Source organism: Solibacillus isronensis (assembly GCF_023715405.1).
Taxonomy (GTDB): domain Bacteria; phylum Bacillota; class Bacilli; order Bacillales_A; family Planococcaceae; genus Solibacillus; species Solibacillus isronensis_B.
Window position 1 is genome coordinate 1,851,718 of record NZ_JAMBOC010000001.1, and the last position, 26,064, is coordinate 1,877,781.

Here is a 26,064-nt window from a genome sequence, read left to right on the forward strand (position 1 = left end):
TCCTCCCTTATTATCCTAAACGTTGTTTTGCGTCAGCTGCGCGTCGTAACGCTTGACCAACATAATTTATACCAAGCATCATTACTAAGATTAATATTGATGCAGGCAACCATACCCACCATTTACTCGATAAAATTATCGGGTTCATAGCATAACTTACTAAAGTTCCTAAACTTGGTGTTGACGGTGGTAAACCGAAACCTAAGAATGAAAGACCAGTTTCAATCCCTACATTTCCCGCAAAGCTTAATGTCACTTCGACAATTAAGATCGAGCTTAAGTTTGGCAATAACCCTTTAAACATGATCGCAAAATCACTTGTACCCATTGTTTTAGAAGCACTAATGTAATCGCGTCGTGCTTCAGAAAGTGCTTTAGATCGCACAAGTCTGGCCGTCGACATCCACTGAAATGCTGCAATAATTAAAATTAAGTCTAATATCCCGTATGATGGAATGATTGTTACGACTACGATGATAATCATTGTAGTTGGTAGAGTGATAAAGAAATCAATAATACGCATGAAGAAATTATCGATGAAACCACCGTAATATCCCATAATAATACCAAGCATAATACCGAGAACATTTGCAATAACCGTAACCGCAATTGCGATTAAAATTGAATTCTTCGCTCCGATAATGAGCTGGCCAAGCATGTCCCGACCGGCTTCATCGGCCCCAAGAATATACCCTCGGACACCTGGTTCAGTAAAGCGATCCAATAATTGAATTTTCATTACTTCAGTTTGATCAATTGTAAAGAATGCCATAATCATAATCGCAATCATTAACAGAATACTTCCTATTAATGAGAACATTGCTAATTTATCTTTTTTAAACTCTCGCCATATTACTTGAAAACCAGTTGGTGGAGAGCTTTGAGATTCTAATTTTTCTAATGTCTGTTCATTTTTGTTTTCCATGATTAAAATCACCTCTCCTTAGTCATTATTAATTGATTGATTAGTCTATGCGAATTCGCGGATCCACTATACTTAAGATAATATCGGATAATAGACTACCTAATAATGCTAAGAAGCCGTATAACATTACTAATGCCGTTATTACACTGTAGTCACGACTTGAAATGGATTCGACAAACAATTTACCCATTCCCGGATAAGCGAATACAGTTTCAATGAAAATCGATCCACCGAGTAAACCGGTAATCGTGAATCCTAAGAACGCTGCAATCGGTAACAAAGAGTTACGGAAGATATGACGTGAATATACTTTCTTCATCGGTATCCCTTTACTGCGTGCTGTTTTAACATAATCCATTGTTTTTGCATCAATAATTTCCGAACGTAAATATTGAATGACACCCGTCGTACCTAGCAGTGCATAGCTGGCTGCAGGTAACAATAAATGGTAGAATTTACTCCAATAATAACTCCAGGTTCCTGGATCTACCCCTATTTCCACCGTACCACTTGTCGGGAACCACATTAGCCGGTATCCGAAAATGAATACGAAAATTAAATACAGTACGAATGCAGGTATTGCATAAGAGATAAAGCTGTAAAGTACAATAGACTTATCTAAAAATGAATCGTGGTAACGTCCAGCCAGTACTCCTAGAGGAATCGCCAGCACATAAAGGAAAATTACACTAAGCAATGAAAGTAATAATGTGTTCATAGCACGATCCCCAATAATATCTGCAACCGGCTTTTTAAATGTATAACTTTGACCGAAGTCACCTTGTGCTGCATTTGTTATCCAGTTATAGTACTGTACATACCATGGATCATAAAAACCTGCTTTAACACGTAATTCTTCAATAACATTCGGATCTGTTTCAGGAGTAATTAATCCTGTAAATGGATCCCCTGGCATTTGTTTCGCTAATATGAAAATTAGGAGACTTAAAATAAATAGCTGCGGAATCATTATTAATACACGGCGAACTATCGTTTTCCACATACTATACACGCTCCTTTTCATCTTCAGACATTGCTGCTCGATGTGAGTCTGAAATCGATTTTAAAGGATATACTTTTCCATCCTTATCGTAATATTTATGTTGTTCCTGGCGATATGCTGCTTCAACTTGCTGACGTTCAAGCTTACGTTCAATTCGAGTTTCAGGCTCAATATCAGGTATTGCAGAAAGCAGACGATTTGTATAAATATGCTGCGGATTTGTGTAAATATCTTCACGCTTACCTGTTTCTACGAATCTACCTTTATACATAATAGAAATGTGGTCACACATATGGCGAACAACACCTAAATCGTGAGAGATGAATAAATAACTAATTCCATATTGTTCTTGAATATCCTTCATAAAGTTTAAAACTTGTGCCTGAACGGATAAATCAAGTGCCGAAACGGGCTCATCAGCAATAATCATTTTTGGGTTACATGCAACAGCACGGGCAATCCCTAAACGTTGCTTTTGTCCACCAGAAAATTCGTGCGGATATTTAAGAAGTACGTCCTCTGACATCCCTACAATTGCCAGTAGCTCATTAATACGTTTGCGCTCTTCTTGCGGAGACAACTTCAGGAAATTACGAATTGGCTCTGCTAAAATATCTAATACACGTTTACGCGGGTTCATACTGGAATGCGAATCCTGGAATATCATCTGGATATCTCGGTTATAGGCTGAATCACGTTTACGGCGTGCATTTGTTACATCTTCACCTTCGTACAGGATACGGCCTGATGTGATTTTCTCCAATCCGATAATTGCTTTACCGGTTGTTGATTTACCTGAGCCTGATTCACCTACAAGACCGTAAGTTTTTCCTCGGTCAAATTCCATCGTTACACCATCTACTGCGTAAACATGGTCAACTACTGTGTTAAAAAATCCACCTCGGATCGGATAGTGAACTTTTAAATCTTCTACTTGCATGAAACTCATTGATTTACGCTCCCTTCCTCATCCTCAAAATGGAATTCTTTCCAGCAAGTACAGCGTACAAGATGGCCAGGAGCAACTTCATGAAGCTGTGGATTTGCTTCATGTGCTGATTGCGGAATCCACGGGATACGTGATGAGAAACGGCAGCCTTGGCGTGGTAACTTCATTAAAGAAGGAACCATCCCCTGAATTATTTCTAATTTTTCATTCTCACTGTTTGTTTGAGGAATTGATTTCAGTAAAGACCTTGTATACGGGTGCTTCGGATTTCTGAATAATTCCACAACAGGTGCTTCCTCTATTACTTCTCCGGCATACATTACAGCTACTCGGTCCGCTACTTCAGCAACAACCCCTAAGTCATGTGTAATTAAAATAATACCTGATTGAATTTCATCTTGTAGTGACTTTAATAAGTCTAAAATTTGCGCTTGTATTGTTACATCAAGCGCTGTTGTCGGTTCATCCGCAATAATGATTGCAGGCTTTCCTGATAATGCGATCGCGATCATAACACGCTGACGCATACCACCCGATAACTGATGCGGGAATTGACTTGCAACACGTTGCATATTCGCAATCCCTACTTGATCCAGTAATTCAATAACACGTTTTTCACGTTGTTCTTTAGTTAATTTTGTATGATAAATTAACCCTTCTTCAATTTGCTCTCCGATACGCATTAATGGGTTTAATGCAGAAAGTGGATCTTGGAAAATGAAGCCAATGTCATTTCCTCTTAACTTATTAAACTGTTCATCTGTCAATTTAACTAAGTTTTGATTGTTGTAAAGTATTTCACCTTCAACTTTTGTAGTAACTGAATTGTGCAACCCGACTATTGATGTTGCCAAAGTACTTTTCCCGCAACCTGATTCACCAACAATTGCTAAAATCTCATTTTTGCGAAGCGTTAACGAAACATTGTCTACAGCTGGGTAGTATGTATCTTTAATTCGGAAACTCGTACGTAAATTTCGGATTTCTAATAATTCATTCGTAGACATTAAATAACCGCTCCTTTCTTCTTAAACATACATTCGACTCTGCTAAACTCGCTCTATATTAAATTTTTCCAAATAGATTAAAATACCCTTTTCAAAAAAATTTAAACCTTGCTAATACTCAGTCTTTTTAAAATATTAATAATTTGTTAATTTTTTGTACTACTCCGTAAATTATCCATAAAATATATTTACATGTCAATTATTAAACTTTCTAACTATTCTAATTTAACATTTTAAATTTATCAATAGCAAACTATTCTTTTAAATTTAAATTTTCCGATAATTTACTATAAAAATTAACGCTTTATGATTATAATTATGTCTTTTCAACATAAAAACAACTAGAAATACTTTTTTATGCGGTTTAATAAAATTTAAATTCATTAAACTTCATTATTGAAAAAACTGATAATTTGCATAATGGAATTATATAACTATAACAAAAACGTGTAAAGTATAATTTTGATAACTTCACACGTTTTCGAATATTTTTAATATTTTTTTATTTTAGATTTCCCGTTTTTAAGTCTTGATGCCACTTTTTCAGGAATGGAATATCATCTTCCTGAATAGCAGCTGCTTCTTTTGCTGCAGCGATTAAGTAATCGAAATTTGTTAAAGAAACAAATTTAACGCCAGCTTCATCAAATACCTTATCTGCTTTAGGCAGATTATATGTATAAACACATACTACCCCTAATACTTCACAACCTGCATTACGTAACGCTTCAACAGCAGTAATGGAAGAACCTCCTGTTGAGATGATATCCTCAATTACGACTACTTTTTGACCTTTGGCATATTTTCCTTCAATCTGGTTTCCGCGCCCATGCTCTTTTGCTTTTGAGCGCACATACACCATTGGCAATTGCAAAATATCCGCAACCCAGGCAGCATGAGGAATTCCCGCAGTAGCAGTACCTGCAACTACTTCACAGTCAGAAAAATGCTCGTTGATTAATGATGATAGTCCATTGGCAATCTGTTTGCGAATAACAGGATCCGAAATTGTTAAACGTGTATCGCAGTAAATCGGTGACTGAATTCCTGAAGCCCATGTAAATAAATCGGTTGGATTTAATTCCACTGCTCCTACTTTTAGCATTGCATGTGCAATTTCGTTTTGTAATGACATTTTAGTTAGCCTCCCATAAGTTACAAACTTCTTGATACGCTTTTACCGGATTGACAGCATCAGTAATGGCACGACCTACAACAATTAGTGATGAACCGTCCTTTTTAGCTCCATCCGGTGTTGCAATACGCTGTTGATCATGTGCTTCCCCACCAAGCATACGAATCCCCGGTGTCACCCGTAAAAAGTCATCACCGCATGCTTCACGGATTGCCTGTGCCTCATGAACAGAACAGACTACACCTTGAAGACCAGCTTGTTTTGTCAGCTGCGCATATTGTAAAACGGATTCATTTAAAGATAAGGCAATTTTTTGCTCATCTTGCATTTGCTGTTCTGTCGTAGACGTCAGTTGTGTAACGGCAATTAATGCTGCTCTTTTAGCCCCGGCTGGTGTACCGGCCTCCAAACCTTCTAATGCACCTTCCATCATCGTACGGCCACCTGCTGCATGGACATTCACTAAATCCACACCAAGCCCCGCTAAGCCCTTCATCGCTGATTTCACAGTGTTCGGGATGTCATGAAGTTTTAAATCTAAAAATATATCATGCCCTTGTTCTTTTACTTTCCTTACAATATTAGGACCTTCCTGCATATACAGTTCCATTCCAATTTTAACGAAAAGTTTCGCTTCGAATTGTGCTAAAAAGCTCATAACGTCTATTTCACCGGGAAAATCTAAAGCAATAATAGGTTTTGTATTCATATTAACGGTGGCTCCTTCCGATAATTCCTGAAATATGGTCCACATTTAACGTGTCCAGCAAGTCCGGTAATTCTTCAATGATTGTCGGGCATACGAAATGATCAACAAAGTTTGCTGTCCCGACTGCTACAGCTGATGCACCAGCGGACATAAAGTCGATTACATCCTGTGCACAAGTTACCCCACCCATGCCGATTATCGGAATGTTTACTGCTTTATAAACGTCATACACCATACGTATCGCTACCGGTTTAATAGCTGGACCTGATAAGCCACCTGTCCCGTTTGCAATGACAGGTTTCCCTGTACGCTCGTCCAAACGCATTCCCACAAGTGTGTTAATCATCGTTATACCGTCCGCACCACCTGCTTCAACCGCTTTGGCAATGTCTACGATATTTGTCACGTTCGGAGATAGTTTTACATATACAGGTACAGTTGAAACCGCATTTACAGCAGCAGTTAACTGTCTGGCTGTTTCCGGATCCGTCCCGAACTGTATGCCGCCGCATTTTACATTCGGACAAGAAATATTCAATTCTAACGCTTTTACGTTAGTTGCCTTTGAAATACGCTCTGCTACTTCCACATAATCCGCAACTTCTGTTCCGGCAACATTGGCAATAACCGGGACATCATAGCTTTCCAAAAACTTCAGCTCTTCTGCCATTACCTTTTCAATCCCTGGATTTTGCAGACCGATTGCATTAAGCATACCAGCTGATGTTTCGGCTACACGCGGTGTCGGATTTCCTTTACGCGTTTCCACTGTTGTTGCTTTAATCATGATGGCACCAAGCTTTGACAAGTTATAAAGCTGGGCATATTCGCGCCCAAAGCCAAAGCAGCCTGACGCAGGCATAATTGGATTTTTTAAGTCCAAACCTGGCAATTGTAAGTTTAAACGGCTCATAATGCGACAACTCCTTTCGGGAATACTGGCCCATCCGAGCACACTTTTACATAATCTTTTCCGTAACCTTCAGTCGTATCGCATACACATGCAAAGCACGCACCGATACCGCAGCCCATCCGTTCCTCAAAGGATAGGTACCCCTCTTTTTCAGGGTAATAGCCTTCTAAAGCACGCAGCATCGGCAATGGACCACATGAATAAAACAGATCGAACTCAGGTTTTACTTCATCAAATACCGTTGTAACAAACCCTTTAGTTCCCTTCGTTCCGTCTACTGTTGCAAAGTACGTATCGCCTAAAGCGTTGAACTGTTCCTCGTAGAAGCATACATTCTCTGATTGGAAGCCTAGTACATGGATCGTTTTCACGCCGCGCGCATTCAGTTGTTTCGCTAATTCATGGAGCGGCGGGACACCTATTCCCCCACCTACTAAAAGCGCTGTCTGGCCGGGTTTTGCCGCTTCAACAGGAAACCCGTTCCCTAACGGACCTAATACATCCACGATTTCATTTTCACGGTTTGTTGCCAGAAATTTTGTGCCGCGACCTTCAGCACGGTAAATCATCGTGAATTCATTTTTTTCTTTATCTACATTGGCAATACTGATTGGTCGACGCAACAAGGGCTCGAATGTATTTGACACCTTTACATGAACAAACTGGCCAGGCGACATGTCCTGAACCAGTTGTCCTTGTAGTGTCAATTCGAAAATGTTCGTCGCAATTTGCTTTTGTGCTACAACTGTCATTTTCTCTTGACGAATCATTTTAGTGTACTACCTCCGCTTTCGGCATTTCTTCTGCTGTAAATGTCATTGATTCAATTACGCGCAGCATTGCTTCTGCTGTGTCTAATGAAGTCAGACATGGTACGCCGTTTTCTACCGATTCACGGCGAATACGGAAGCCATCACGTGCCGGCTGTTTCCCTTTTGTTAATGTATTGACTACTAATTGGGCTTCACCGTTTTGAATCATATCGATCAATGTTTTGCCTTTACCGCCGATTTTTTCAACAACATCTGTTTTAATACCATTTGCTTCAAATGTTTTTGCTGTACCTTCTGTTGCTACGATGCGGTAGCCAACTGTTGAGAAGCGTTTCGCCAGACTGATTGCTTCCTGTTTATCTTTATCCGATACAGTGAACAGGATGGTACCATGTGTTTTAATTTCCATGCCTGCTGCCACGAAGCCTTTATATAATGCTTTTTCGTATGTTGCGTCTTTCCCCATTACTTCCCCTGTAGATTTCATTTCAGGTCCTAATGTAATGTCGACACGGCGTAATTTGGCGAATGAGAATACCGGTACTTTTACGAATACACCTTGCTGTTCTTTTGCCAGTCCTGTTGGGTAGCCTTGTTCAATAATCGATTGACCAAGGATCGCTTTTGTTGCGATATTTGCCATTGGGATGTTTGTAATTTTACTTAAAAACGGTACAGTACGGCTTGAGCGAGGATTTACTTCGATTACATAAATTTCGCCTTCGCTCATTACATATTGGATATTCATTAAGCCGACAATACCAAGGCCTTTTGCCAGGCGAGTCGTATAGTCTACTAATGTTTCTTTCTGAGCATCTGTTAACTTTTGTGGTGGATATACACTGATTGAGTCACCTGAGTGCACACCTGCTCGTTCAACATGTTCCATAATCCCTGGAATTAATACATTCTCACCGTCGCAAATGGCATCAACTTCAATTTCCTGTCCCGTTAAGTAACGGTCTACTAATACAGGGTGATCCGGTGATGCTTCAACCGCGTTTGTCATATAGTGAGCAAGTTCTTCCATGTTATAGACGATTTCCATTGCACGGCCGCCTAGTACATATGATGGGCGAACTAATACAGGGAAACCTAAACCTTCCGCAATTTTCATCGCACCTTCAGCTGATGTTGCTGTATCGCCAGGAGGCTGCGGAATTTTCAGTTCTTGTAATGCCGCTTCAAATTTATTACGGTTTTCAGCACGGTCGATATCTTCAAGTGATGTCCCTAAAATTTTCACACCGTTTGCTTCAAGCTTATCCGCTAAATTGATTGCTGTTTGTCCGCCGAACTGTACAACTACACCGATTGGCTGCTCCAGATCGATAATATGCATCACATCTTCAATTGTTAATGGCTCGAAGTATAATTTATCCGAAATCGAGAAGTCAGTTGAAACCGTTTCTGGATTTGAGTTAATGATGATTGCTTCATAGCCTGCTTCCTGAATTGCCCATACAGAGTGAACTGTTGCATAGTCGAACTCAACCCCTTGACCGATACGGATCGGACCTGAGCCAAGTACTACTACAGAAGGTTTGTCAGTACGGATGGACTCATTTTCATCCTCATATGTGCCATAGAAGTATGGTGTATTCGATTCGAATTCTGCCGCACAAGTATCAACCATTTTATATACTGGAATAATTCCATGCTCTTTACGGAAATCATAAACCGCTTGCTCTTCCATTCCCCAAAGCTGTGCAATTTTTTTATCTGCAAAGCCTAATCGTTTCGCTGTGCGTAAAATTTCCTGATTGCCAATGTTTTCTGCCAATGTTGTTTCCATATCTACAATTTTTTTCAGCTTCGTTAAGAAGAACATATCAATCGCAGACCATTCATGGATTTTTTCCACTGTCACACCACGGCGAATTGCTTCACCGATAAAGAATAGACGTTCATCCCCTGCTTTTTTAATACGCTTTTCAATCCATGCATCAGTTAAATCATCCGCATTTTTCATTTCAATATGCACATGGCCTGTTTCCAATGAACGAACAGCTTTTAAAATCGCTTCTTCAAATGTACGACCAAGTGCCATTACTTCCCCAGTCGCTTTCATTTGTGTACCAAGGTTACGTTTTGCTGATTCAAACTTATCAAATGGCCAACGTGGAATTTTTGCGACAATGTAGTCAAGTGCCGGTTCGAAGCAAGCGAATGTTGAACCTGTAACAGGATTTTTAATCTCATCCAATGTAAGTCCTACTGCGATTTTTGCTGCAAGCTTTGCAATCGGATAGCCTGTCGCTTTTGATGCTAATGCAGATGAACGCGATACACGCGGGTTTACTTCGATTACATAGTACTGGAATGAGTAAGGATCCAATGCCAGCTGAACGTTACAGCCACCTTCGATTTTTAATGCACGAATAATATCGAGTGAAATGTTTCGCAGCATTTGGTTTTCACGATCCGATAATGTTTGTGTTGGTGCAACAACAATCGAGTCACCTGTATGGATACCGACCGGGTCAAAGTTTTCCATATTACATACAACGATTGCATTATCCGCCGCATCACGCATTACTTCGTATTCAATCTCTTTAAAGCCTGCGATTGATTTTTCCAGTAAACATTGTGTTACAGGAGAATATTTTAAACCAGACGTTACAATTTCCTGTAAGTCCTGATCGTTATAGCAAATTCCGCCGCCTGTTCCGCCAAGTGTAAATGCCGGACGGACAATTACCGGATAACCAATTTTTGCAACGAATGCTTTTGCTTCTTCCATGTTATGAATAATATCTGACTCTGGAACCGGTGCACCAAGTTCATACATTAAGTTACGGAACAAGTCACGGTCCTCCGCTTTATGAATCGCATCCAGTTTCGTACCTAGAATTTCAATTCCTAGTTCATCTAAAATGCCGGATTCATCAAGCTCGATTGCCATATTTAATCCTGTTTGACCACCTAATGTAGATAGAATGGCATCCGGACGCTCTTTACGTAAAATACGCGATACAAATTCAAGGCTGATTGGCTCGATGTATACTTTGTCTGCGATTTCAGTATCTGTCATAATTGTCGCCGGGTTCGAGTTAATTAAAATTACTTTATAGCCCTCTTCTTTTAATGAAAGACATGCTTGTGTCCCTGCATAGTCAAATTCCGCTGCTTGACCGATTACGATCGGACCTGAGCCGATTACTAAAATTGTATTTATATCTGTACGTTTAGGCATATTGGTTCTCCTTTGCTGCTTCAATTTCCATCATTTCGATAAATTCGTCAAATAGGTAGTTTGAATCTTCAGGACCTGGTGATGCTTCCGGGTGATACTGCACAGTGAAAATCGGATATTTCTTATGGCGTACCCCTTCACAAGTCCCATCATTTAAAGCGACATGCGTTAACTCTAGATCAGTATCTTTTAATGACTCGATATCAATTGCATAGCCATGGTTTTGGCTCGTTAAATCCGTGCGACCAGTACGCAGATTTTTTACCGGGTGATTTCCGCCTCGGTGACCGAATGGCAATTTAAATGATTTCGCGCCACAAGCTAGTGAAAACAGCTGGTGCCCTAGACAAATACCGAAGATTGGCACTTTTCCGATTAGTCCTTTAATTGTTTCGATTCCTTCTGCTACATCTTCCGGGTTCCCTGGACCATTTGAAAGCATGATGCCATCCGGATGCATTGCTAAAATTTGTTCGGCAGTCGTATTGTAAGGTACGACCAGTACATCACAGTCACGCTTGTTCAGTTCGCGTAAAATTCCGTGCTTCATTCCAAAGTCGATCAGTACAACACGTTTTCCACGTCCTGGAGACGGGTATGCCGCTTTTGGCGATACTTCGCGGACATGGTGTGTAATATACGGTGTTTCCTGTAATTGAGCTACGATCTGTGCGATATCTACTTCGGCATCTGCTTCAGTTAAAATCGCTCGTACAGCTCCTTTTGTACGAATAATGCGCGTTAATTTTCTTGTATCGATTCCTTCTATGCCAGGAATATCTTGCGCTGCCAAGTAATCCCCCAATGACATGTCCGAGCGCCAGTTTGATGGCTGCTCTGCCAATTCACGCACTACAAAACCGCGGATTGCAGGAGTAATTGCTTCAAAGTCATCACGGTTAATGCCGTAATTTCCGACTAACGGGTATGTTAATGTAACAATTTGCCCGTAAAATGATGGGTCTGAAATAGTTTCCTGGTAGCCTGTCATCCCTGTAGTAAATACAACTTCTCCTTGACTTGCTTTATCACTTCCAAATGCAGTACCTGTAAATACAGTGCCATCTTCTAAAATTAGTAAACGCTTCTTCATTATTCTGCCTCCTGATATACAATATTGCCTTCAAACATCGTTACTACCGGCCACCCTTTTGCTGTCCATCCGTTAAATGGTGTATTGCGTCCTTTAGAAACAAACCCTTCTGCATCGATTGCCTGTTCCTTATCCAAATCGATTAGTACAAGATCCGCTGAAGCGCCTACTTCCAATGTTCCGTATGGAAGATCGAAAATTTGGGCTGCTTTTACACTCATCCAGTCGACTAATTGCTTTAATGTCCATTTCCCTGTCGCTACAAAATTTGTATACAATAATGGGAATGCTGTCTCAAAACCAACAATACCAAATGGTGCCCCAACCATACCGCAGCATTTTTCCTCTTCTGTGTGCGGTGCATGATCTGTCGCGATACAGTCAATCGTACCGTCCAGCAGTGCTGTATGCAGTGAGTCTTTATCGTCTGCAGCTCGTAATGGCGGGTTCATCTTCCAGTTCGCATCATCTGATGGAATGTCCATTTCTTCTAATAATAAGTGGTGTGGACAAACTTCTGCTGTCACTTTAATTCCTGCTGCTTTTGCATCTCTTACAGCACGTACGGATTCTTTCGTCGATACGTGGCATACATGGTAACGTGCACCAGCCGCTTCAGCCAGCAGTACATCTCGTGCAATTTGTACTGACTCGCAAATAGAAGGAATCCCTGGTAATCCAAGCTCTTTATTGCGTTTTCCTTCATGCATAACCCCATCGTAAATAAGTGAATTATCTTCACAGTGTGCAACAACAACCGCATCGATTTTTGCTGCCTGCTGCATTTGCTCATACATAGTCGACGCTAGCTGGATACCGATTCCGTCATCCGAGAAAGCGACTGCACCTTGTTCTTTTAACTCTTGCATATTCGTGCGTACTTCACCTGAAATGTCTTTTGTTAATGAACCATATGGTAATACTCGGATTACTGCACTTTCTTTGATCAATCCGTTAATGAGCTGCATGTTTTCTACCGAATCCGGTACCGGCTTCGTATTTGGCATCGCACAAATTGTTGTAAAACCGCCTTTTGCTGCAGATGCCGAGCCTGTTGCAATTGTTTCTTTATGTTCAAAGCCAGGCTCACGTAAATGTGTATGTACATCGACAAAACCTGGTGATGCGAAATGGCCTTTACCATCAATCAGCTTAGCGCCAGCTGGAATGTCTCCATTAATCGAAGCGATTTTGCCGTTTTCTATTACAATAGTAGATACTACTAATTCGCCTTCCTCATTGAGTAGCTTCACATTTTGTATAACTGTAGTCATATTGATCTCTTCCTTTCAAAATCGTTTCTAAAATGGCCATTCGTGTAAATACACCGTTTCGCACTTGTTCAAAAATGCGGGAACGACTGCATTCAACAAGGGCATCCGCAATTTCCACATCGCGGTTTACCGGTGCCGGGTGCATAATGATAGCCCGCTCTTTCATTCGCTGTTCACGTTCAATTGTTAAGCCATACTCTGCATGATAGCTTTCTTTTGAGAAGTTTTTACTTACGGAGTGACGTTCATGCTGGATACGCAGCAGCATGATGACATCGCTGTCTTCCAGTACTTCATCCCAGCTATGTGCCGCTTCGAAATTGCCTGCCCATGCTGGCGGACAAAGGAAGCGAACATTTGCCCCTAAACGAGTAAGTGCAGTCGCATTTGATTTTGCAACACGGCTATGTGAAATATCACCGACGATTGTAATATTCAAATCTTCAAATCGCCCGAATTCTTTTTGAATCGTATATAAATCCAGCAGTGACTGGGAAGGATGCTGGCCTGCGCCGTCTCCTGCATTGATCACCGCACACCCGATACCTTCTAAAAGTTCGTTGTAATATTCATCTTCCTTATCCCGAATAACGACTGCATCGATTCCGATCATTTCCAATGTTTTGACTGTATCGTACAGCGTTTCTCCCTTTGTTGTGCTCGAGAACTCCGCATCAAACGGAATAACTGTACATCCTAGTCGACGCTCTGCCATTTCAAAGCTCGTTTTTGTACGTGTACTTGGCTCAAAGAAAAGGTTTGCTACATGAAATTCACGTTGTAACACAGGTTTTTCTCCAACTTCGAAATGCTGTGCTCGATTTAAAATCATCATTATTTCTTCATTTGACAAATGTTCCATCGATAATAAGTTTTTCATGTGAGTACCTCCGCTTATATCAATTACGCCCCGGCGCAAATGCTAGCTTGATATTATTTTATTACATTATGAATATTTAATCTACTTTTTGTTTAAATATACAATATCTCGTCATAAATAAGCCTCGCTATCATCATTAGCGAGGCTTGGAGGGTGTGACAAGGTAAGGCATCATCCTGTTGATGAACCTTTCATGCATGTCATACCCTTCCTTGCCTCTCTGGACAATCTTTAAAAGGTATATTATTTTAGTCTTCTGTTTCGTAAATATCTTTTTCTGTAACTTCACGACCTGGCAATACAAGATTCAAGATGACACCGATGATTGATGCTAATGCCATTCCTTCAATCGCAAAGGTTTCTGTAAAGCGCATTGCTGCCCCGCCAATTCCGACTACCAATATTACGGATGCAATGACCATGTTTCGGTTATTTCCGAAGTCTACTTTGCTTTCCACTAACATACGTAAACCACTTGCTGCAATAATCCCGAATAACAGGATTGATATACCGCCAAGTACTGCTGTCGGGATTGTTTCAATCAGTGCCATCAGCTGACCTGAGAACGATACGACGATGGCAACAACCGCTGCCCCTAAAATGACATACACTGAATATACACGTGTGATCGCAAGAACCCCGATATTTTCGCCGTATGTTGTTTTTGGCGGACCACCGATCAGCGCTGAAGCAAATGTTCCAAGACCGTCACCTAACAGGGAACGATGTAAGCCCGGGTCCTTAATGTAGTTGCGGTTTACAACTTTCCCCAATACTAGCTGGTGACCGATATGTTCTGAAATCGTTACAATGACAATCGGCACCATCCCGATAAAAATTGCTCCTGTAAGTTGGAACTCGTAGTTTACACCAGGGATTAAAAAGTCCGGCAATGCGAAGAACTTCGCATTGTGTACTGCCGTGAAGTCAACGATTCCAATAATGACTGAATATACATAGCCGACTACAATTCCCATTAAAATCGGCATTGCGCTTAAAATATTTTTAAAGAATACGTTGAAAATAATCGCCGTAGCTAATGTTACTAATGCTGCCGAGAAGTGAAGCCCGCTATATTCGCCGTCCACATTCATCGCCATATCTACTGCCGTGCCTGATAATCCTAATCCGATTACGATGATTACCGGTGCAACGACGATCGGCGGCAAAATGTTCATCAGCCATTTATAGCCCGTTTTCCAAATTAATAATGCTACGATTGCATAAACAACCCCGACCATCATTGCCCCGATCATTGCATTTCCAGGGTTGATGGAAACACCTGCTTCTGTTAAGCCTGCCACTAATATAATCGGAGAGATAAAGGCAAATGATGAACCTAAGTAAGCCGGTACTTTAAACTGTGTGATAATCAAAAAGATAATTGTCGCAATTCCGCTTGTTAAAAGCGCAATGGATGGGCTTAACCCGACTAATTTTGGTACTAAAATTGTTGATCCGAACATGGCAAACATGTGCTGGAAACTAAATGTAATCAGCTGCCCTACTGTAGGTTTTTCATGAATATCCAATACTGCTTTCGTCATGATGTTCTCTCCCTGTATTCACTTATTCCTCAAATTTATGAATTGTTACAATATCTTCTTTGTCTGTTTCTACTAGATTGACGACAATGCGTTCAACGCTTGATGTCGGGATATTTTTCCCTACATAATCAGCACGTATCGGCAATTCGCGATGGCCCCGGTCAACGAGAACCCCAAGCTGGATTTGTGCCGGTCTGCCTAAGTCCATAATGGCATCCAATGCTGCACGAACTGTTCTTCCTGTATAAAGAACATCATCAATCAGTACAACTTTCTGATCCTTTACTTGGTGCTCAATATCGACTTGCTTAACTTGTGCCTGATCGTGCTTAGGTGTTAAATCATCTCGGTACAATGTAATATCAAGCTCTCCTGTGCGAATCGCTTTTCCTTCAATCGATTCGATTCTTTCCGCAAGCCGTCTTGCCAAATAGGCACCGCGTGTTTTAATCCCGACTAAAATCACTTCATCAATGCCTTTGTTGCGTTCAATAATTTCGTGTGCAATTCGTGTAATCGCACGGTTCATCGATGGTCCATCAAGTAATACTGTAAAGTTTTCCATGTTTTTTTCTCCTTTCGTTTTTTCCGTGTTCACTGGGTATGATCAATGTAAGTTTCAAACAAAAAACCCCCTAGAAAGTTCTAGAGGGTTTGAAAAGTCATGTTGAAAAACTGCACACGGGTATTTTTGCGCACAAAAATTCCGTTGCTTCACATTATCCCTTCTCAGCCTCTCTGGACTGCCATTAAAGGTGAACAATATTCAGATTGATTTGATTTGCCGTGACTACCTGCTTGCTCTCGTCAAGTTCTGTAGCTCACTGTTGTCAGTATAGGCTTGATTATTTTATAAGTCAATAAACTTTTTGAAGGTCAGACAACTGAAAATTAATGTTTGAAGAGTTTGAATTTATTACGAGGTGAGGATTTTCTAATAAGTGTGGTGAATGTTCTAATATAATTTGAAATCTTCTAATATCGCCGCAGTAATGTCTAATATCTGTTTCAAAAGTTCTAATAAAAGCCGGGGCAATGCTTCCCAACCTAAAAAAAACAGCCTCCCCCAAAAAAGGAGACGGCTGTTCGCGATTACCCGCGTAATTCTTCTAATAATTGTTTGAAATCTTCCGGTAGTGGTGATTCAAACTCTAAATATTCTTTCGTTACAGGGTGGATAAATCCTAATACACCTGCATGTAATACTTGGCCGCCGAAATCGATTGTTTTTCTTGGACCGTATTTTGGATCGCCTGCTAACGGGAAGCCGATGTAATTCATATGCACACGAATTTGGTGAGTACGTCCTGTTTCAAGACGGCACTCCACTAAAGTAAACTCACCGAAACGCTCGATTACTTGGAAATGTGTAACGGCATGCTTGCCCTTATCAACAACTGCCTGCTTTTGACGGTCTTTTTGGTCACGGCCGATTGGTGCATCAATTGTTCCTTTTTCATGCGCAATATGACCATGTACTAAAGCCGTATACTTACGTGTTACCGATTTCTCAACAAGCTGATTAACAAGACTTTCATGAGCAACATCATTTTTTGCAACCATTAATAAACCGGACGTATCCTTATCAATACGGTGTACAATACCTGGACGTGCTACACCGTTGATGCCTGATAAGTCTTTACAATGATGCATTAAACCATTTACTAATGTGCCTGAAGTATGGCCTGGTGCCGGGTGAACTACCATTCCACGCGGTTTATTCACAACTAATACGTCGGCATCTTCGTAAACGATTTCCAAATTTAAATCTTCTGGAATGATTTCCAAATCTTCTACTTCCGGAATCGTTACTTCAATAACGTCCCCTTGCTTTACTTTATATTTTGGTTTTACGGTTGCACCGTTTACTAAAATACGTTCTGCATCCAGCCAGTTACTAATTTGCGAACGTGACCAAGATTCTTCCATTTGTGAAAGCGCCTTATCGATACGTTCCCCTGCAAATTCTTCTATTGTTAATGTGACTACTGTCATTATTTCACCTTTTTCTTATCCTTTTTTTCTTCTAGTATGATCGTAATGAAAAGCATTACAACAGCAATTGTTAAAGCTGCGTCTGCGATATTGAAGATTGGGAAATGATAATTGATTACCGGTATAAAAACATCGACAAAATCAACTACTTCTCCTCGGAATAAACGGTCAATAAAGTTACCGACCGCACCACCTAATAACAACATTAAACTTACATGAAATAGTGGCTTACCCTTTGCTTCTGTATGATTAAAATAAATAATTGCGATAATGACAGCAACTGTTACGAGTGAGAACAACCACATTTGTCCTTCCAACATGCCCCATGCCGCACCACGATTACGATGCGATAAGATGCCAAACCAAGGATCCCACACACTGATGCGTTCCCCTAATTCCATATTTTTAACAATGAGCCACTTTGTCCATTGATCCAAAATGACTGCAATTATTGCGATTCCGTAATATTTATACACAGCAAATCCTCCGTTTACGATATATCTTACCTATTTTAACATAATATCAGACCATCTGATATTTTTAATGTGTGAAAAGTGACAATAAAAGCAGCAGCTTCTACTTTTTAGGTAAAAGATCTACTTTTCATGCTAAAGATTCTACTTTCGGTGATCAAGCTTCTACATTCGAATCCATATTAGCTATTAAAAGAGCAGCTACTACATTTAATTATGAAAAAAGCTTGTTTAGTCACATTCAACTAAACAAGCTCAAAACCCTCTAAACCTTCAACCAAAAAATAATCGCAATCCTGCCATTGTCAACACTCCGGCAATAACTGTTTTCGATAGACTTTTGGTAAGTAAAGCAATAAATAACGTAGGAATAAACGCCATCACATTAAGCCAATGAACCGTAACGATTGCTTCTTCTTTCTCGAAGAAGCCTTCTATTACGAGGGCGGACAATATACAGACAGGTATGTAGGCAAGCCAGCGCAGCACGATTTTCGGCATCTTCATATTTTTCACTAATATAAACGGCAATATTCTAGGAATCCACGTTACTAGGGCGCAGCCTAAAATTAGTAATACCATCGCTACCGAGGTTGTCATTTTTCCAATGCCACCCCAATCGTTGCAACAATTACGGTTGATAACAGGACAGCTAAATGCCCGGGCATAAAGTAAAGCATCCCGTACATGCTGATAACCATAATGAGGATTAGTTTTATGTAATGCATTAATTTTTCTTTTGGAATGCTCGCAAGTGTCAGAACAAGCAGTGCGACAAACATTGCCACCAAAGCATAGTCCAGTCCCCATTTTTCCGGGTCCGGCAGCCATTGCCCGATAACGCCGCCTATCGTACATGCCGCAATCCAAGTTGTATAGGCCGTTATGTTTAAGCCATCCATCCACTTCCCGCCAAGACGTCCTTCTTTTCCGGCACTAACGACGGAAACACCAAATGTTTCATCTGTCAGCAATGTCCCGAACCCGATATTACGCAGCATGGAATACTTTGTGAAGTACGGGGCAATAGTCAAAGACATAAGCAAGTGCCGTAAATTGACGATAAAAATGGTAGCAATGACCGCCGTTACAGGGGCACCGGCTAAATACAGGCCACAAAAGATAAACTGGGCGGATCCTGCATATACAAGTACCGAAAGTAAAAATACTTCCAATACCGAAATTCCCGAAGCAATTCCGACAACACCAAATGCAAGACCGATACTAATATAGCCGAGCAATGTCGGCACACAGTCTTTTACCCCCTGCAGAAACGTATCAGGAGTTAATGGCTTCTGTTCGATTCGTTCCAAAATGTACAACTCCTAAATAATTTATTTTTTCAAAAAATAAAAAAGGTATAAAGGAACGCCATTGCCAAAATGGCAATAGCGTTCCGGATTTTTATACGTAATAGTTTTCTACAACATCTGCACAACGTTTACATAATGTAGGGTGATTTTCGCTTGCGCCTACTGTTTCTGAAATTGTCCAGCAACGCTCACATTTTTCACCGTCAGCTTTTTCAACAACTAACGCTGTTTTATCAAGTACCAACGCTTCTGCAGGTGCATTTTCCTTACTACCTGCGATAACGAATTGAGATACAATTGAAAGCTGTGCAAAATCGATGTTTGCATCATTCAATAGCTCGACTGTTTCACTATCTGCATAAACCGAAATTTTTGCTTCCAGTGATTTACCGATTGTTTTTGCATTACGCGCTTCTTCCAATGCTTTTAACACTTCGTTGCGTACTGCGATTACTTTTACCCACTTCGTACGTAGTTCTGCAAAGTTTGCCTGTTCTACTACTTCAGGAAAATCTGTTAATTGGACAGATTGTGGCTTGCCATCGAATTCGATGTAGCTCCATAACTCTTCAGTCGTATGTGGAATAATTGGCGTTAATAGTTTTACTAGTGCCATTAATGTATCATACATAACTGTTTGCATTGCACGACGGTCTTTATTATCTGTTCCTTCGATATATACAACATCCTTTGCGATATCCAAGTAGAATGAAGAAAGCTCGATAGCTACAAAGTTATTTACAGTTGTGTATACAGTTGAGAAGTCATAACGGTCATAAGCTTCACGGATTGTCTTTACAACATCCTGTAAGCGCATGTACATATACTGATCCATTTCACGTAATTCTTCATAAGCTACACGGTCAGTTGTTTCGTTAAAGTCAGTCACATTTCCGTGCAGGAAGCGCAATGTATTACGCACTTTACGGTATGTTTCAGAAACTTGCTTCAACATATCCATTGAAATTCGAACATCGCCTGTATAGTCGACAGATGCTACCCACATACGAATGATGTCGGCACCGTATTGGTTCATTACTTTAATCGGGTCAATCGTGTTGCCAAGTGATTTAGACATTTTGCGTCCTTCACCGTCCAATACGAAACCATGTGTTAATAAACCTTTATATGGTGCATGCCCATTAATTGCAACAGATGTAATTAATGATGAGTTGAACCAGCCGCGGTGTTGGTCAGATCCTTCAAGATAAAGGTCAGCAGGATATTTCAGTCCGCGCTCTGCTAAAACACCTTGGTGAGATGATCCAGAGTCGAACCATACGTCCATAATGTCGTTCTCTTTAGTAAACTTGCCGTTCGGGCTGCCTTCATGTGTAAAACCTTCTGGAAGCAAGTCTTTCGCTTCACGCTGGAACCAAATATTCGAACCGTGTTCACGGAACAATTTTGAAATATGTGCGATTGTTTCCGGTGTGATGATCGGTGTTTCATCTTCCGCATAGAAAATCGGAATTGGCACACCCCATGCACGCTGACGAGAAATTACCCAGTCACCGCGGTCACGGATCATATTATAAAGACGAGTTTCGCCCCATGCCGGTGTAAATTCTGTCGCTTTTACGGCATCTAATAATTCATCACGGAACATTTCAACAGATGCAAACCATTGTGGTGTTGCACGGTAAATTACCGGTTTTTTCGTACGCCAGTCATGCGGGTATGAGTGTGTAAATTTAGAAACATGCAATAATGCATTTTCTTCTTTTAATTTTTCAATAACAACCGGATTTGCTTTTTCGTAGAATAATCCTTCAAAACCAGGTGCTTCATTTGTATAGCAGCCACCGTTATCTACTGGTGATAAAATGTCAAGACCATAGCGTTTCCCGATCTGATAGTCGTCTTCACCGTGGCCCGGCGCTGTGTGTACACAACCCGTACCAGCATCAGCAGTTACGTGGTCACCAACCATTACTAATGAATCACGCTTGTAAATAGGATGTTCTGCAACGATCATATCAAGCTGTTCACCTTGTACTTCCTGAACGATTTGAACATCTTCCCAGCCAAATGTTGCTGATAACTTTTCAAGTAAATCTTTTGCTACGATATATTTGCTGCCGTTTGTTTCAACGACAGCATAAGTGAATTCAGGGTTCACTGAAATCCCTAAGTTTGCCGGAATTGTCCATGGCGTTGTTGTCCAGATGACAAATTTGGCATCTGCCGGTACTACGCCTTTGCTGTCTTTAATGCCGAATGCAACATAAATTGAATACGATTCAACATCTTTATACTCGATTTCCGCTTCTGCCAATGCAGATTCAGAAGACGGTGACCAATAGACCGGTTTTAGACCTTTATAAATATAGCCTTTCTCTGCCATTTTCCCGAATACTTCGATTTGACGTGCTTCGAATTCAGGTTTTAATGTAATATATGGATTTGCCCAGTCACCACGTACACCTAGACGACGGAATTGGCTTTTTTGATTTTCAATTTGTTCATAAGCATATTTCTCACAAAGTTCACGGAATTCTGCAACCGACATTTCTTTACGTTTAACACCTTTATTTGTCAGTGCCTGCTCGATTGGCAAACCGTGTGTATCCCAACCTGGAATATATGGAACATGGAAACCTGACATTGATTTTTGGCGGTTAATCATATCTTTGATAACTTTGTTTAATGCGTGACCGATATGGATGTCTCCGTTTGCATATGGTGGGCCATCATGCAGTAAATAATGAGGACGATCTTTTGTACGCTCCAGTACTAGCTTGTTAATATCCATTTCATCCCATTGTGCCTGAACTTGCGGTTCCTTTGTTGGTAAACCGCCGCGCATAGGGAAGTCGGTTTTCGGCATTAATAATGTGTCTTTATACTCTACCATTGTAAATTCCTCCTAGTGATCTTATCGAGTGTTGATTTCTAATCCGGGTCGGGGCCAACACAATGTTGCTCACGAATGCATTGTCACAGGACGTGACGATTTTAGCATTCGTTCAATCTTCCCCTAAATTCTAATCAACAGCTTTAGCTAATAATGTAGCGTTCTAAATTTATCATGTTTTTTAATGCTCTTAAGGATTTGGTAGCTTTTTAAATAACAAAAAAGCCCCTCCATCCCTGTAAAAAGGGACGAGGAGCATTAGTCTCGTGGTACCACCCTAAATTCGCTAAATAAAATTAGCCTCATTAGACACTGTAACGTCGTGTGCTACGAAATAACTTACTCGAATTTCAGTTATTTAGCTCAGGAGTGATTTTCGATTTAACTTGCTTTGTTCGAGCTCTCACCATCCTCGAATCGCTATACCACAATGTTAAATTTACTGTCTCCGTCAAAGCCTGATGCAAGTGCATCCTATTCATTATTTTTCAGTATATGAAAAGGCTGTATAAAATGTCAAGTACCGTTGACTAATACACGGCATTTTCGTCATTTTGGTTCTCTTCTTTGATTTCTTTACGATTGTTTTCCTGAATTTCCGTTAAGTCAACGTCATATTCCAGTAATTGATCCCAATCCCCTGTATTCAGTAAATCAAGCTGTGCTTCCACTAACATTTTAAATCTGTTGCGGAATACTTTTGACTGTTTTTTCAATTCGTCAATCTCAATCGTCACTTTTCTCGCTTTTGCCAATGCGTCATTTACAATACGATCTGCATTTTTTTCAGCTTCTTTAACGATGAGCTTTGCTTCTTTTTCGGAATTGCGACGAACTTCGCCAGCTGCCTCTTGAGCAACAACAATTGATTTCTGTAATGTGTCTTCCAATGAATTGTAATGATTCATCTGTTCCGACATCATTTTAATCTTTTCTTCGAGCTCTTTTTTCTCGCGTAAAACAATTTCATAATCTTTTATAATCTGATCTAAAAATTCATTTACTTCGTCTTCTGCATAACCACGGAACCCACGTGTAAACTCCTTATTATGTATATCAAGAGGTGATAATGGCATATCGTTCTACTCTCCTTTTTTACGTACATTCTTACAAGTATTATAAACGTTTCTTTAGGGAATAACATCATGTTTTCCTAAAAAACAGTTGAAAATTATACTTTTTGCTCTAAACGTCCTACTTGTAATCGAATCTTATCTTTTTTTGTCCGTCCTTCTGTCAGGATGACTTTTAACCGTCCATATCCTCTTGCTGAAATAATGTCGCCTTCCTGCAATTCAAAAGCCACAGCTTCCCTGACAGTCCAGTTAACTTTTACTTTTCCGGCATTGATTAAACTTTGTGATTTTTGGCGGGAGATATTAACGATTGTTGCTAAAACCACATCAAGGCGCATTGAAGAAACCGTATGCGAGCTTTCGACCCATTGCTCCTCATTTTGGATATACGGTGTAGTGGCATCCATTTCCTCAGCACTTACTTTCACTTTGCCGATACTCGTTAAATGCATCCGCACATAATCCGCGATTTCCGATGCAATGGCAAATTGGACCGTATTATCGGCTAGCCGAATATCCCCAAACTTGCTGCGGTCTAAGCCTATCGATAATAAGGCCCCTAACACATCAGGATGGCGCAGCTGGACAAATTTTGTCGGGTAATTCAGTGAATATACAGCAATTTGAAAATCCGTTTCTGCCGGCTCATAATACGAAGGGGCTATCAGCATTCGTTTACGTTCCGCCTCTTCAAATATACCTTCAGTGAACACATGGAGATCATCTGATTGCTGAACGATGGACTCTACGATAAAACGCTGTCTCGGATCTAAAAAATCGGTCAATTTTGGAGCATAGCGATCCTCTACTTCACGCTGCCATCCAATAACTTGCTCAATGAAAGGTTGTTCATCTTTACGAAAATGTTGGATTAAATGCTCCATCATAATTCCTACTTTCTTTTAAACTGTGTTACTAATTTTTCCACTTTCTGATTAAATTAAACTTTTAATTTATGTATACAGCATGCATTCAGCCAATTTAAAACCTTTTCCAGTTGAATGTTGCCCCATTTCAATCCGATAACCGCGAAACAACCGGAAATAAAGAAAACTCCTACAATGGCAGGAGTTCAATTAGATTATAAGAAAAATGCTAGGACGCCATAGACGCCTCGCTCGATAAATACTAACGCGAATAAACCGACAATTGGTGAAATATCAATCATCCCAATCGGTGGAATAAATTTGCGGAAGAATCCTAAATACGGTTCACATACTGTTTCCAGGAAACGACCAACAGCCGATTCTTGCAATGCCGGAACCCAAGACATTAATATGTATCCAATCAGCATAAAACGGTAAACAAGAAATGCTGTTGATACAATTGAAAATATAATCATATTTTTACCTCACAAAATTTAATTACTCGAACGTTAAATTAGAAATTTCTCCTGATACTTCTACATTTTCTGGTGTACATAAGAAAATATCATTTCCAATACGCTGAATATCTCCACCTAAAGCATACACTGTTCCGCTCAGAAAATCGATTATTCGCTTCCCTTGATCTCGGTCGATGCGCTGTAAATTAACAACGGTAGCACGTTTATTTTTCAAATGTTCTGCGATATCCTGCGCCTCTGCATACACGCGTGGTTCTAATAATACTAATTTGGAATTCTTCGATGAAGACGCAGCTTGAAGGCTCACAACATTGTTATGATTTTGCATCACGACTTCATTGCGTGGTGGTTGCTGTTGCATTTTACGCTCCTTCTTCATTCGGTTTTGAATGAGTTGTGGTTGCTGCTTTTGTCCATAATCCTGGTAAAATTGCTGTGGTTCATTTTGAACTGCTTTTGGTGCTTGTTTTTGCACTGTTTGCGTTTGGGCAGGAGCATAATCTTCTTCTATTTCTTCTAAATAAAAGAACTTGTCAAAAATATTTTTAATGCTCATATTAATCCTCCTTAGCCAACAAGAGCTGTTCCAATTCTAACAAATGTTGCCCCTTCTTCAACTGCAATTTCGTAGTCATTTGACATGCCCATCGATAATTCAGTACAAGGTACATTTGGAATGTTCAATTGTGACACTTCTTGTTGCAATTGTTTTAACTGTTTAAACACTTGTCTAATCATCGTTTCATCTTCAGTAAAAGGAGCCATTGTCATTAAACCTACTACTTCAATTTTTGAAAATTGCTCAAGCTGCTTTACAAAATCCAGCGCTTGTTCTTTCGTTAAGCCATGTTTCGATTCTTCACCGGAAACATTTACTTGCAAGAAACATTTCACTCGTTTTGTTGCTCTTTTTTCAATTTCTTCTGCCAGGCTTAATCGATCAAGAGAATGTAAATAATCAATCTGATCAATTACTTGCTTTACTTTTCTCGTCTGTATTGAACCTATATAGTGCCAGGAAACAGCTGAGTTAATCGAATCCAGCTTATTTAATAAGCCTTCAGGACGGTTTTCTCCTAAATGGACAAGTCCCGCTTCAATTGCCTCTTCTGTCCGGTTGACATCTACTTCTTTCGTTACAGCAATAATCTGGACTGCCTGTTCAGCATTGACACGTTGTTTTGCAATTTCTATTTGATGTTGAATCTGTTTTAAATTTTCTATGATTTTCGTCACTTTTTTCCCAACTTTACAACAATAGTTTCTCTCATTGTATCAAGTGATAGTTTAATTTTCAATGAATAGCGTGAACTATTCATCCGGTGATTTCACTAAGATGACATCTTTTCCGACTGTGAGTATATTACTAAAGAGAATTTTCTTAACTAACTCTTCCCCTTGAAATAAATGGTAAAACTTTTTTGGCGGGGAAATTATAAATGCAGTAATGGCTCCTTCTTTTTCATCCACCTCCGCATCTACAATATAACCGATAAATTTTCCGCTTGTTGCCTCAATGATTTCCTTTTCCTGAACGGATGAAAATCGCATTCCTCCATCCTCTCTGTATCATTAATTTACTTTTACCTCATTATAAGTAT

At 40.1% G+C, this 26,064-nt stretch carries 25 protein-coding genes and 1 other annotated feature; all 25 genes read right to left on the bottom strand.

Annotated elements, in window-relative coordinates; translation table 11 throughout:
• Positions 1-10: 10 nt before the first annotated feature.
• Positions 11-925 (bottom strand): ABC transporter permease, encoded by a 915-nt coding sequence (locus tag M3166_RS09410; RefSeq protein WP_251689441.1) that lies wholly within the window; start codon positions 923-925, stop codon positions 11-13.
• 40 nt (positions 926-965) lie between these two features.
• Positions 966-1,928, bottom strand: a complete 963-nt coding sequence (opp4B, locus tag M3166_RS09415; RefSeq protein WP_008403358.1) for an oligopeptide ABC transporter permease — start codon at positions 1,926-1,928, stop codon at positions 966-968.
• Between the two features lies 1 nt (position 1,929).
• Entirely contained in the window at positions 1,930-2,877 is a 948-nt protein-coding gene (locus tag M3166_RS09420; RefSeq protein WP_251689443.1) for an ATP-binding cassette domain-containing protein, read from the bottom strand.
• Positions 2,874-3,884, bottom strand: coding sequence for an ABC transporter ATP-binding protein (locus M3166_RS09425; protein WP_251689445.1), 1,011 nt, complete (start codon positions 3,882-3,884; stop codon positions 2,874-2,876). Before M3166_RS09425 ends, M3166_RS09420 begins: the two co-directional genes overlap by 4 nt.
• Before the next feature lie 502 nt (positions 3,885-4,386).
• Entirely contained in the window at positions 4,387-5,019 is a 633-nt protein-coding gene (gene pyrE / locus M3166_RS09430; protein ID WP_251689447.1) for an orotate phosphoribosyltransferase, read from the bottom strand.
• A gap of 1 nt (position 5,020) precedes the next feature.
• Positions 5,021-5,728, bottom strand: a complete 708-nt coding sequence (gene pyrF / locus M3166_RS09435; protein WP_251689449.1) for an orotidine-5'-phosphate decarboxylase — start codon at positions 5,726-5,728, stop codon at positions 5,021-5,023.
• Between the two features lies 1 nt (position 5,729).
• Complete coding sequence (locus tag M3166_RS09440; RefSeq protein WP_251689451.1) at positions 5,730-6,641, bottom strand: dihydroorotate dehydrogenase; 912 nt, start codon at positions 6,639-6,641, stop codon at positions 5,730-5,732.
• Entirely contained in the window at positions 6,638-7,411 is a 774-nt protein-coding gene (locus tag M3166_RS09445) for a dihydroorotate dehydrogenase electron transfer subunit (protein WP_251689453.1), read from the bottom strand. Before M3166_RS09445 ends, M3166_RS09440 begins: the two co-directional genes overlap by 4 nt.
• Before the next feature lies 1 nt (position 7,412).
• The gene (carB, locus tag M3166_RS09450) at positions 7,413-10,610 is read right to left on the bottom strand and encodes a carbamoyl-phosphate synthase large subunit (RefSeq protein WP_251689455.1); all 3,198 of its coding nucleotides are present in this window, start codon (positions 10,608-10,610) and stop codon (positions 7,413-7,415) included.
• Complete coding sequence (locus M3166_RS09455) at positions 10,603-11,703, bottom strand: carbamoyl phosphate synthase small subunit (RefSeq protein ID WP_251689457.1); 1,101 nt, start codon at positions 11,701-11,703, stop codon at positions 10,603-10,605. The genes carB and M3166_RS09455 overlap by 8 nt, the downstream gene beginning before the upstream one ends.
• On the bottom strand, positions 11,703-12,977 hold the full coding sequence (locus M3166_RS09460) for a dihydroorotase (RefSeq protein ID WP_251689459.1): 1,275 nt from the start codon (positions 12,975-12,977) through the stop codon (positions 11,703-11,705). Before M3166_RS09460 ends, M3166_RS09455 begins: the two co-directional genes overlap by 1 nt.
• Positions 12,940-13,857: an aspartate carbamoyltransferase catalytic subunit gene (locus M3166_RS09465; RefSeq protein WP_251689461.1), complete on the bottom strand. Its 918-nt coding sequence runs from the start codon at positions 13,855-13,857 to the stop codon at positions 12,940-12,942. Before M3166_RS09465 ends, M3166_RS09460 begins: the two co-directional genes overlap by 38 nt.
• 248 nt (positions 13,858-14,105) lie before the next feature.
• Positions 14,106-15,404, bottom strand: coding sequence for a solute carrier family 23 protein (locus M3166_RS09470; protein WP_251689463.1), 1,299 nt, complete (start codon positions 15,402-15,404; stop codon positions 14,106-14,108).
• Between the two features lie 22 nt (positions 15,405-15,426).
• Complete coding sequence (gene pyrR / locus M3166_RS09475; protein ID WP_251689465.1) at positions 15,427-15,969, bottom strand: bifunctional pyr operon transcriptional regulator/uracil phosphoribosyltransferase PyrR; 543 nt, start codon at positions 15,967-15,969, stop codon at positions 15,427-15,429.
• A gap of 527 nt (positions 15,970-16,496) precedes the next feature.
• The gene (locus tag M3166_RS09480; protein WP_251689467.1) at positions 16,497-17,399 is read right to left on the bottom strand and encodes an RluA family pseudouridine synthase; all 903 of its coding nucleotides are present in this window, start codon (positions 17,397-17,399) and stop codon (positions 16,497-16,499) included.
• Entirely contained in the window at positions 17,399-17,875 is a 477-nt protein-coding gene (gene lspA, locus M3166_RS09485; RefSeq protein ID WP_079525056.1) for a signal peptidase II, read from the bottom strand. Before lspA ends, M3166_RS09480 begins: the two co-directional genes overlap by 1 nt.
• A gap of 270 nt (positions 17,876-18,145) precedes the next feature.
• Positions 18,146-18,472: an AzlD domain-containing protein gene (locus tag M3166_RS09490; RefSeq protein ID WP_251689470.1), complete on the bottom strand. Its 327-nt coding sequence runs from the start codon at positions 18,470-18,472 to the stop codon at positions 18,146-18,148.
• Entirely contained in the window at positions 18,469-19,185 is a 717-nt protein-coding gene (locus M3166_RS09495) for an AzlC family ABC transporter permease (protein WP_251689472.1), read from the bottom strand. The genes M3166_RS09490 and M3166_RS09495 overlap by 4 nt, the downstream gene beginning before the upstream one ends.
• A gap of 91 nt (positions 19,186-19,276) precedes the next feature.
• The gene (gene ileS, locus M3166_RS09500) at positions 19,277-22,042 is read right to left on the bottom strand and encodes an isoleucine--tRNA ligase (protein WP_251689475.1); all 2,766 of its coding nucleotides are present in this window, start codon (positions 22,040-22,042) and stop codon (positions 19,277-19,279) included.
• A 241-nt stretch (positions 22,043-22,283) separates the two neighbouring features.
• Positions 22,284-22,506, bottom strand: a binding site (T-box leader).
• 66 nt (positions 22,507-22,572) lie between these two features.
• The gene (locus tag M3166_RS09505; RefSeq protein WP_251689476.1) at positions 22,573-23,118 is read right to left on the bottom strand and encodes a DivIVA domain-containing protein; all 546 of its coding nucleotides are present in this window, start codon (positions 23,116-23,118) and stop codon (positions 22,573-22,575) included.
• 95 nt (positions 23,119-23,213) lie between these two features.
• Positions 23,214-24,002 (bottom strand): RNA-binding protein, encoded by a 789-nt coding sequence (locus M3166_RS09510; RefSeq protein ID WP_251689478.1) that lies wholly within the window; start codon positions 24,000-24,002, stop codon positions 23,214-23,216.
• Positions 24,003-24,199: 197 nt separating this feature from the next.
• Positions 24,200-24,460, bottom strand: a complete 261-nt coding sequence (locus M3166_RS09515; protein WP_079525044.1) for a YggT family protein — start codon at positions 24,458-24,460, stop codon at positions 24,200-24,202.
• 22 nt (positions 24,461-24,482) lie between these two features.
• Positions 24,483-25,019 (bottom strand): cell division protein SepF, encoded by a 537-nt coding sequence (locus tag M3166_RS09520; RefSeq protein ID WP_251689481.1) that lies wholly within the window; start codon positions 25,017-25,019, stop codon positions 24,483-24,485.
• An 11-nt stretch (positions 25,020-25,030) separates the two neighbouring features.
• Positions 25,031-25,699, bottom strand: a complete 669-nt coding sequence (locus tag M3166_RS09525; protein WP_251689483.1) for a YggS family pyridoxal phosphate-dependent enzyme — start codon at positions 25,697-25,699, stop codon at positions 25,031-25,033.
• A 75-nt stretch (positions 25,700-25,774) separates the two neighbouring features.
• Positions 25,775-26,014, bottom strand: a complete 240-nt coding sequence (locus M3166_RS09530; RefSeq protein WP_079525038.1) for a PRC-barrel domain-containing protein — start codon at positions 26,012-26,014, stop codon at positions 25,775-25,777.
• Positions 26,015-26,064 lie beyond the last annotated feature (50 nt).